The sequence below is a fragment of the Vibrio sp. IB15 genome (genome assembly GCF_016406055.1).
GTDB lineage: Bacteria > Pseudomonadota > Gammaproteobacteria > Enterobacterales > Vibrionaceae > Vibrio > Vibrio chagasii.
Window position 1 is genome coordinate 45,716 of sequence record NZ_JAEFCE010000032.1, and the last position, 9,361, is coordinate 55,076.

The 9,361-nt window shown below is 41.7% G+C and carries 8 protein-coding genes; 2 read left to right on the forward strand and 6 right to left on the reverse strand.

The window, feature by feature from the left end; all coding sequences use genetic code 11:
- Window positions 1–239: 239 nt before the first annotated feature.
- Window positions 240–1,463, forward strand: a complete 1,224-nt coding sequence (locus JC606_RS13230) for a DUF819 family protein (RefSeq protein WP_137408388.1) — start codon at window positions 240–242, stop codon at window positions 1,461–1,463.
- A 612-nt stretch (window positions 1,464–2,075) separates the two neighbouring features.
- Entirely contained in the window at window positions 2,076–2,213 is a 138-nt protein-coding gene (locus tag JC606_RS13235) for a hypothetical protein (RefSeq protein ID WP_170222464.1), read from the forward strand.
- Window positions 2,214–2,286: 73 nt separating this feature from the next.
- Here JC606_RS13235 and JC606_RS13240 read toward each other — a convergent pair whose 3' ends face one another.
- The 6 genes from JC606_RS13240 to JC606_RS13260 all read right to left on the reverse strand — a co-directional run bounded on the left by JC606_RS13240 (window position 2,287) and on the right by JC606_RS13260 (window position 9,064).
- Window positions 2,287–3,132, reverse strand: a complete 846-nt coding sequence (locus JC606_RS13240) for a hypothetical protein (RefSeq protein ID WP_137408387.1) — start codon at window positions 3,130–3,132, stop codon at window positions 2,287–2,289.
- Window positions 3,133–3,305: 173 nt separating this feature from the next.
- Entirely contained in the window at window positions 3,306–3,440 is a 135-nt protein-coding gene (locus JC606_RS13245; protein WP_008218904.1) for an L-threonine 3-dehydrogenase, read from the reverse strand.
- Between the two features lie 323 nt (window positions 3,441–3,763).
- Window positions 3,764–5,518 (reverse strand): YncE family protein, encoded by a 1,755-nt coding sequence (locus JC606_RS13250; protein ID WP_198778735.1) that lies wholly within the window; start codon window positions 5,516–5,518, stop codon window positions 3,764–3,766.
- 437 nt (window positions 5,519–5,955) lie between these two features.
- A complete protein-coding gene (locus JC606_RS13255; RefSeq protein ID WP_233090325.1) occupies window positions 5,956–6,843 on the reverse strand; it encodes a hypothetical protein in 888 nt (295 codons plus the stop codon).
- Window positions 6,844–6,873: 30 nt separating this feature from the next.
- A complete protein-coding gene (locus tag JC606_RS23670; RefSeq protein ID WP_233090328.1) occupies window positions 6,874–7,338 on the reverse strand; it encodes a hypothetical protein in 465 nt (154 codons plus the stop codon).
- A gap of 205 nt (window positions 7,339–7,543) precedes the next feature.
- Window positions 7,544–9,064 (reverse strand): ISNCY family transposase, encoded by a 1,521-nt coding sequence (locus tag JC606_RS13260; RefSeq protein WP_082040340.1) that lies wholly within the window; start codon window positions 9,062–9,064, stop codon window positions 7,544–7,546.
- Window positions 9,065–9,361: the final 297 nt, after the last annotated feature.

The window sequence follows — 9,361 nt, forward strand, 5'->3', positions numbered from 1 at the left end:
AACCAGTTTCAGGGCTTTGAACACCATTGCATATATCAAAGTCGACCTTACTAACTATTACAAAAACATTCACACAACAAATGCCTGAAGCGTCTGATTCACAAACCAAAACCAATCTAATTAACACAAATGTTTCAAGAGATGTCTATCGTTACAATTTGTAACGAACTGAAGTTGTCGGTATAGTCCTGCCATCAAAAAAGTGAGACCTATGCGCTCACCTTAAAGGAGATATAATAATGATCACTAATGATGCCGTAATTATGGGCATGTTAGCTGTTATTCTTGGCGGCGTATTTATCACGGAAAGTAGCCAAAACAGCGCACTGAAAAAATTCTATTCATTCATCCCAGGCCTATTGCTCTGCTACTTTGTTCCTTCATTGTTGAACAGCTTTGGTATCATCGATGCGTCAAACTCAAAACTATACTTCGTAGCAAGCCGCTACCTACTACCAGCGGCACTGGTACTACTGATCATTTCAGCGGATCTTCGTAAGATCTTTGGTCTTGGCTCAAAAGCCGTCATCATGTTCCTGACTGGTACTGCAGGTATTATCATTGGTGGTCCTCTGGCGATTCTGATCATCGACCAAGTAAACCCTGACCTTGTCTCTGGTGACGTGTGGCGCGGCCTAACGACAGTAGCAGGTTCTTGGATTGGTGGTGGGGCAAACCAAGCTGCGATGAAAGAAGTGTTCGATGTAAATGATAACCTGTTCTCAGCAATGATTACGGTTGACGTTATCTGTGCAAACATCTGGATGGCAGTGCTACTAATTATGGCTGGCCGTCAGAAGAAAATTGACGCATGGCTAAAAGCAGACACTTCTTCAATCGAAGAACTGAAAGAAACGGTATCGAAATACCAAGAAGAAAACGCTCGCCCGACAACAACAACCGATCTCATGAAGATCGCTGGTATTGCCTTTGGTCTAACAGGCCTTGCTCACTTCTTCAGTGACATAATCGCACCATGGATCTCAACGAATGCTCCAGAACTAGCAAAATACAGTCTAACATCTGGCTTCTTCTGGCTAATCGTTATAGTTACAACGTTCGCGTTGATCGCTTCGTGCTTCAAATCGACACGTAGCCTAGAGCACAGTGGCGCATCGAAAATTGGTTCAGCGTTCATCTATATCTTAGTTGCTACCATCGGTATGCAAATGGACGTTACAGCAATCTTTGACAACCCAGGTTACTTCTTCATTGGTATCACATGGCTAACTATCCATGCCCTGCTCATGATTGCGATGGCGAAAATCATTCGTGCACCGCTGTTCTTCATGGCAGTAGGTAGCCAAGCTAACGTTGGTGGCGCGGCATCAGCTCCAGTCGTTGCAGCAGCATTCCACCCAGCATTAGCTCCAGTAGGTATCTTGATGGCGGTACTAGGTTACGCGTTAGGTACATACGGCGCTTACATCTGTGGCCTAATCATGCAGGCTGCTGCGGGTTAAGTGAGCTCACCTTAGCTCAAGCTATCCATTAAACATCAAAGCCCAATATTGGTACGCCAATATCGGGCTTTTTTATGTCTACAGATTAGTCATGATGTAATGAAAACAAGGAATTAAGATCATCTGTAGCCCCAAGAATGCCAGCAGATACTGAAGAGTTTCATTTTTGGACTTCTCAATCTTTTTGTTCACATACGACTGAGATACCGGGTCGACTTCATTAATTGAATCTTTAAATGCTTTGGGCAAGTAACACCGCCCTCTTCTCTGGAACGCCTGCCTTAATCAGGGTGTTAGATAATTTTCTAACGTCTACTCGTACCATTTGAAACACCAATAATTAAATTAAGTGCTTGAAATCTATCATACAGAATAAGTCGTATCTCACTTCAAAATGAATCGTGTGTTTTAAGTTTATTCTTAGTTTCAAACCGCTTTTGGTTTTGTTTTCATTAGCTTTTCTGTAGGAAGATTTAGACCTAATTTCATCCTATTGATACTAAAACAATCTATCGTTCAGTCTAGCTAAACACCTATTATAAAATCATTGATTTATACGAACAAATCTATCCAGTTATATTGCTTATCAAAGTGATTAACGAGGTGATGACGATGAGCGAACTCGATAGATATTGTGAACAAATCAACCTAGAACTGACAGAGCAAGATGTCGCTCGCCTTGGTTGGAACAAGCCTATGTTTAGCAAGCGGGTTGCTACGCTCTCAGCTGTGTCTTTATTTGCTTTGTAGCTAACTTATTGGTTTTAATAAAAAGGCCAAACGACGACCGTCCAGCCTCTCTTCGAACCCAGCTAAAACAAGATTAATCGAACAAAGATGCCAGTTTGTTCTCAACGACTGGGCTGACGTTAAAGCTCAGCATGAAATCCGGGCGTGTCTTTTCGTCTTTCTCGATATAGTAATTGGCTTCAATACCAAACTTCCAAGGACGACCGTTGAACACTGTTGTTTTACTTACGCTAATATTCAACGGAATTTCAGCCTGATCTTTATTCCAGTCATAAGAAAGTGTCGGCGCTGAGCCCACCGTCCATCCACCCTCTAATAACTCTACCCAAAATAACTGCGTAGACGTCTTGTTAATACGAGTATCTGAGTTATCCGCACCATTGCCAGATACACCATAAAGGTGGCTTGGGAACACACCTACCACGCGATCGGCGCTTACTTTGCCGTACATAAACTCAGGGCCAACAGCAAATTGATCCGCCGTGAGTTCACTACTTCCGGTTGGTAACGAAGCAAACACACCAAAAGCGGCAATGGTCCCGCCTTCCATTTTGGGCGCATAAGCTAGGTCAAAGGAAATATCACTAACTCCCGACTGATCCATATGTTGGGAACTTGTCGGCGTATTCACATTGAAATCATTCTGAACATAAGAGATAGCCGGGCGGAAAATGATTTTGTCGCCGTTCTCCATAGGGAAAGGTAGCGTCGGCTGCAGAACTGTAGCAAAACTGTCCCCTCCTCCGTCATATCCGCCAGAGTATTGAAGTTTTAAGTTAAGGCTCGCGTAAGCCGTGTTCGGGTTTGCAAGTTCCTTTGCTGCCTGGTCTGCTGTTTGATTACTTTCTTCATTAGCAATCGCAACAGTAGACGTTAATAATAATCCACTCATTATTACAGCAAGTGATTTACAAGCCATTAAGCCCTCTCTAAATATAAACGCTGTGTATTTACGCGTATTTTAAAGATTGCCGATATTCAAAATAGCCATTAGGCGACATGGGAATTTGTTCGCCCTCAAAAAACAAAAATGCCCCAAATTTCTTTGGGGCATTTTCATTGTGGAACTAGCTAAGGGTCTCCCCTATTTGCTTATTCCCAATCTAGGATTACTTTACCAGACATACCAGAGCGCATCATGTCGAAGCCTGCTTGGAAGTCGTCTACTTTGTAGTGGTGAGTAATGATTGGAGACAGATCTAGGCCAGACTGGATTAGTGAAGCCATTATGTACAAAACCAAAATTAAACGATATAAAACAACAGTTTAATTAAAAAACATAAAGTTCATGGCGACAAAGTGGTGACGACTTTTGATCTATAAAGTACGGCAAGATATGAAGAAAGAAAAAACACTTTCAGAGTGGGAGAAAAATTGTCCCTTACGATAGAAATAACAAGCGGACAAACAATTAACTACCCCAGTAGTCACGGTTTTTCATGTATTTCGAATAACTGTTAAGTGAACTAGCACTGAGAGTTTTGATGTATTCAATAATTAAAATTTAGCGACTTAAGGTAATATATTTCTTAAGTCGCCATGTTCATGTGTTATTTTGAGATTATATTTATCTCACTCAAATAATGCTCACTATCTTCTTTTGTATGGCTTATCAAAAAACGTTTATCATTGTTATTATAGAAAACGTAATCTCCGCGTAGGCGAGAGCCATTATCCTTTGGTAAGCTATAATAACCTCTGTTTTCTAAAGTATCACTTTCAGATAACCTTAACCGTTGCTTTGCGTCTGGGTCATACGGATAACAGCCATTGTCTTCAATATACATAACCTCATTACTAGTATTCGCTTCTACTAAATGTTCTATTTTCGAGCAAGGCATAGATTCAACCAATGGTAATGTACCAGTATAGATAATATCATCATCTTTGTTATCACTCGTACTAAATGTATTCCCACATCTAGTATAAATCCGATCTGTTTGGTAGAGCCACATTCCATCGCACATACCATAATCGCCATGATATGGTGAATCATATTTATACTCTACTGAGTCTGGTGATATACCAAGTTTAGCAATATCAGAGGGCGATAAAGATGTTGAAATTATATAAAGAGAATTACCCGATGGACTAAGCTTTATCTTAGAACTATCGTAAATATTAGGTCCGGTTGATGTACTTACTTGCTTTGTGTTTGTATCAACTGTAACAACATCAGTCCATTGGCCAGATTTTGGTACAAAATGTACTTTTTTATTGTTCATCACCAAATCATAAACCGCACTAGAAACTTCAAACTCTGAGACTGTTGACTTATCTAACTGTAGAGTATTAGGTTCAATAACACTTATACTATCATCATGACCGATTGCAATAGCACCATTATCATTTGCAACCGTTACAGCTGTTGGCTCTTTATTAAGTTCAATTTTATAGCTCAGTTCAGAGTCAGTATCATATATATAAGCAGAGTTTGATGGCTCAGATGAAACCATAACTATAGAATTTAAAACAGGATTAAACTCCGCGTCAACAATATTGTGATCGAGTAACTTTTGACTAGTTAGACTTATAGTTTCTGTAGCTTTCACGTTTACGGATATTTTTATTGGACTACCATGAACAAGGTAATTACATTGGTAGTCATAACATGCGTTGATTTCTATTTCACTATCATCATCTTCTTCAAGATCAAAAATGTCTGGATTTTTGAGTTCTACAAATAAATCTAAACGATTGGATTCAGTCCAAGATACATATGAATACTGCGTTGCATCACCAGTATAAGATTGTTTAATATATACGCCATTTATACCTATTCCATTAACATTCAGAGGTATTTTTTTTTCGGCAGATAGTCTTCCAGGTTCAAACTTAACATCTAAAAGATCAATGCTTGTATTATTTTTACTAATTGAAATAGACTTATTTGGTACTGAATAGGTCGTCTTAACGATAAAAGGTGAACCATTAACAAGATTATTACACTCTCTATCATAACAGAACCTGACTTTCATATTATCATTATAAACACCTGGTGCCATAGATGAATGCGCTTTATATTTTAGTTTTATAAACCCATCAGTTTTTGAGGTAAATTTAGCAGATACATCTTTAATTAATTTATAAGTTTCAGACTCAACATTTATAAAAACTTTTTTGTCTTCATAATTATCGATTGAAACATCAATTACCCCTAAGGAGGTTGTGTCAGCTTTTGCCTGAATATCAATTGTTTGACTTTTGGGTTTAATAGACAAACCGCCACCACCACCACCACCACATCCATTAAGGATGAACAGTGCAATTAAAGGCCCCAAAATATGTTTACCACTACCGAACATTATGTATCCTAATTTTTATATGATTATACTCATTCAAAGTTCATCCTAGACATAACTTGTTAACTCTTACGAACAAGGTCATGCTCTCAGTCACTAAACTCACCATCAACGTTGACAGTAGTATCGTAAATGCTCACGTTTGACTCCCATCACGCTCACATCTTTCCAATACCATGTGCAACATGATCAGCATCAATTTACATAAACCGACCTTTAATATCAATCCACTGAATGCATAATGTTGTTACTAGCCTGTCTTTGTAACTATTTAAGGCTGACACCTTCTTTGATGCCAAGCAGTTTAAAACCCAGTGCCAGCACGCAACGAAAAGATTCACCCGGGCATACCCGGGGTACTTGCCGTGACAACGCTAAAACGTCGACCAAAATTACAAACAGCTTACGCTGTAATTTGGGATTGTGGGCGTTTCTGTGAGCTAACTTGTTTGTGTAATTGGGTCGAGTCGCCCTTTAAGGTTGGAGCTATCCGATCCATGGCCACTAATGGCACTCGCTTGAACTGGTGCTTTAGTTGTTGCCGGGCCAGCTACTACGCCACTATGCGTATGAGTCGCCAATGTGTCGGCCAACTCTTTCACTACCTGCATAAGTTCAGACAAAATCATCAAGATGTTCTCTTGCTTAGAGCCTACCCACGTTTTTGGTGACTGCAACAATTGGTGATCAGCAGCAATACTTTTGCGTACTTTGCCAATCGTCTCTACCAGTTCGCCAGCAGTCGCAGTTTGCATGTTACCCAAACTGCCTAGCACGATGTCATCACCTGCAATTATGTTAATCGCGCCGAGTGCCTCAATGAGCTTTTTGCCTACCACTTCTTCAATGCTGTGCTCATCAACCAAAATATGGTGCTGACCAAATTCACCACGATAGCGCTCCACTTGGTCCAGCTTTTCAAATGCTCTTTGGCTTTGCGTTTGGTCAGTTTTCTGGGTGGTGTTTCCTGCTACATCAATTCGATGGCTGACCTCTTCACGTTGCTGCTGCAGTTGCTCCATTGGCTCTATCGACGGCAAAGCATATTCACGGCCATAAACACCACGAATGATAGGCCTGTCGTTCCGGCCATATGCGAAGGCGATTTCGACAAGTGTTCCCTCTAGTGGGTAAGCCAGCAATCCAGATTCATGCCCACTCATATGAACAGGCAGTGGAATCGAGCGATAGACAGGCACGTTACTATTTGGGTTTAAGTTTTCATCAAACACCTGAACATCTACCGCAAACCTTGGCCGGAACGGGTCAGCAACTTGCCCGGCTGTCGCTGTATCTCTTACTACCTCAACACGGCCAAACTTCGGCAAATGAAAACCTGCTGCCAACTCTGGGAAGTTCTACAGCGTTTCACGTTTATTTAGTGGTACTTCGGATTGCTCAGCCTTCCAATAAGCGGTCATTTCGCCTTGAATCAAGTCCACTCGATTCACGCGCTTGTCGTTCATGACTCTGCCCGGCCTTAGCATAGGGAACGGAACAAAGGTGACACTGTTACCACTTTGGCGACTGGTGAACTCTTCCTGTATCGGCATAGGTTTATTGTGGAAGTGACTATCTTGATACGAACCGAAGTAAACCACCTGATCGGTATGTTGGAACCTAACACAGTCAGGAATAGAAAACGCCTTGGCGATTTGTTCTAAACATTGGTAGCCAGTTCCTTGGCAAACAAAGTTTGGGATCGTGGTTTTGATGTAGTCAGCATCAGGCAGATTGAATTCAAGCCCTGTCATATCCGAAAGAACGCTGAGCGCCAGCTCTGCGGTTGGGTACTCTAGGCTAACCGCCCAGCGTTTAGACAAGATGCCTGTTAGCTCTTTGACCGTGAGCTTGTGGTAACCGTTGGCTGCAGGTTGGACTTTTTAGCGAAACCAATTTTGGGGCACTTTCGAGCTAGAAAGTGCCACGGGTAAAAACTCAATGTCATTACTGAGGGAACATGACGGGATAAGTACCAACCGATTCTGTCATGCCTTTATATTCTAGTATTCATATCGTTCAACTGCCTCACACATCGATACTCATTGATTGGGATTGCTTGATCCTCATCTCTCGTGTATTGAGCTTTTCTCTTTTCCAGATAGTCTGGATGGTACTGATACTCACGGTAATGTTTTCTTGTTTGAGTAGTTTCATCACTTGTATCGACGTATTATGCGGGTTGAGCAACGTCAACTCGATAATCCTATCTTCGGTGCTCTCTGGGATTGCGTTTTTACTGCGCTTCAGTGGTTTATTAATCCGTTTGAGGCCTAGTGGCCCTTCCTCTTCCATTATTTGCTGATAGGTATATAAGGTTTGGCGTGAGCAACCTAAGATACGAGCGGCTTTAGAGACACTACCAAGCTCTGCAACCAACTCCAGAGCCTCTATTTTACGTTGTACCTCTTTGCCGTATTCGTTGCATTTACGTGGCTCTACTAACTCAGTGATGTCTAATCTTCGATGACCGAAGTAAGCAGAGAAGGTACCATCGAACTGACATCGTATTTCTACTTTTTGGTTCTCTATGGAGTAACGTACTGGCGAGTCGATAACGTACATTTTGCTATCAAAGCTAAACGTGTGGTCACGTCGTATCGTTCGATACTCTTTCTGTACGCAGATGCTGTTAAGGTCTAGGTCAGGTGGCAACGACTTGAACGCAGAGCTCGATTTAGTCGCCTGAACCATCACATTATTCACCCAGTATTTGGGGATAAACTCCTCTTGCAAGTATCGGTTTGCGCTCTCCATGTCAGCGATGTTATTGAGGCGCAGTTCGGGGACAAGGCGGTCTTGGAAGGTGTCGAAGGCTCGTTCGATTCGTCCCTTCCCTTGAGGTGAGTTGGCGAAGATAATTTCGATACCGAGTTCATCACAAGCTCGCTGCATTTGCGAGAAGTTGCTGCGTTTCGGCCCACCAAAGATACCTGCTCGATCCACGTAGAGAGTTTTGAATATGCCTCGCTTTTCAATATAAGCTCGCATCACCTTCATACAGCCTTCGGTGGTCTCTGAAGGGAAGAACTGCGCATGAATATCACTAGTAGCGTCATCAATGATGGCAATCAAGCAAGACTTCTCATCACCAAACCAGCGATGAGGGCTGCCATCCATTTGCAGCATAAGCCCAGGCAACGGCATACGCTCTCGATACTTCCTTACTCGACTTCTACGGCGTTTAGAACGCTTCACATGGTGAATGTCATGAGCCCAAGAACGCAACGTTTCACGCTTAATCGACAGTCCTTCATTTTTGCTCAAAAGCTCCGAGAGATGTTGAAGATTAAAGTCGTAGTACTTGGTTTGAATGAGGGCTTGAACCTCCTTCTTGAGTGACTCAGGGATTTTATTGATGGGAGCACGACCAGTGTTACCATGAACCACGAACCGAATGCCTTCCTTGCGATAGCGACTCAAGTAACGTTCAACGGTTCTTCGTGATTTTTGCAGTAATTGCGTAGCACTATTGATAGTAATTTTGCCATCAATGACTTTGCTAATAATATCGACAGTAAACTGTGATTTTGAATCCATATAGAACATCCTTAGCATCCTTAGCACCCTTTAAAGCTCATTTGATTACTTTAAAAAGTACGCTAAATCAGTCCCGACATTTTCCCTCGGTAGTTAGTGTAATGACAAAGTCGCTTGGTAATTAAGGTACGACAGAATCGCTTGGTGATCACACACGGGTAAAAATTCAGCCTGTGAAGGTTTTGGACAAAACCTTGTTAGCTTAAATGACTTAATTGCATCAAGATCAGGTATGAAAAAGTATCTTGAAACCATAGTCTCTTATATGGACTCCCCCGTTTCAACAAAAAGAACGATAGATATTCG

Bases quoted from the DNA above. Each gene is read 5' to 3' on its own strand.
- JC606_RS13230 (WP_137408388.1), top strand. From the start codon at position 240: ATGATCACTAATGATGCCGTAATTATGGGCATGTTAGCTGTTATTCTT.
- JC606_RS13235 (WP_170222464.1), top strand. From the start codon at position 2,076: ATGAGCGAACTCGATAGATATTGTGAACAAATCAACCTAGAACTGACA.
- JC606_RS13240 (WP_137408387.1), bottom strand. From the start codon at position 3,132: ATGGCTTGTAAATCACTTGCTGTAATAATGAGTGGATTATTATTAACG.
- JC606_RS13245 (WP_008218904.1), bottom strand. From the start codon at position 3,440: ATGGCTTCACTAATCCAGTCTGGCCTAGATCTGTCTCCAATCATTACT.
- JC606_RS13250 (WP_198778735.1), bottom strand. From the start codon at position 5,518: ATGTTCGGTAGTGGTAAACATATTTTGGGGCCTTTAATTGCACTGTTC.
- JC606_RS13260 (WP_082040340.1), bottom strand. From the start codon at position 9,064: ATGTTCTATATGGATTCAAAATCACAGTTTACTGTCGATATTATTAGC.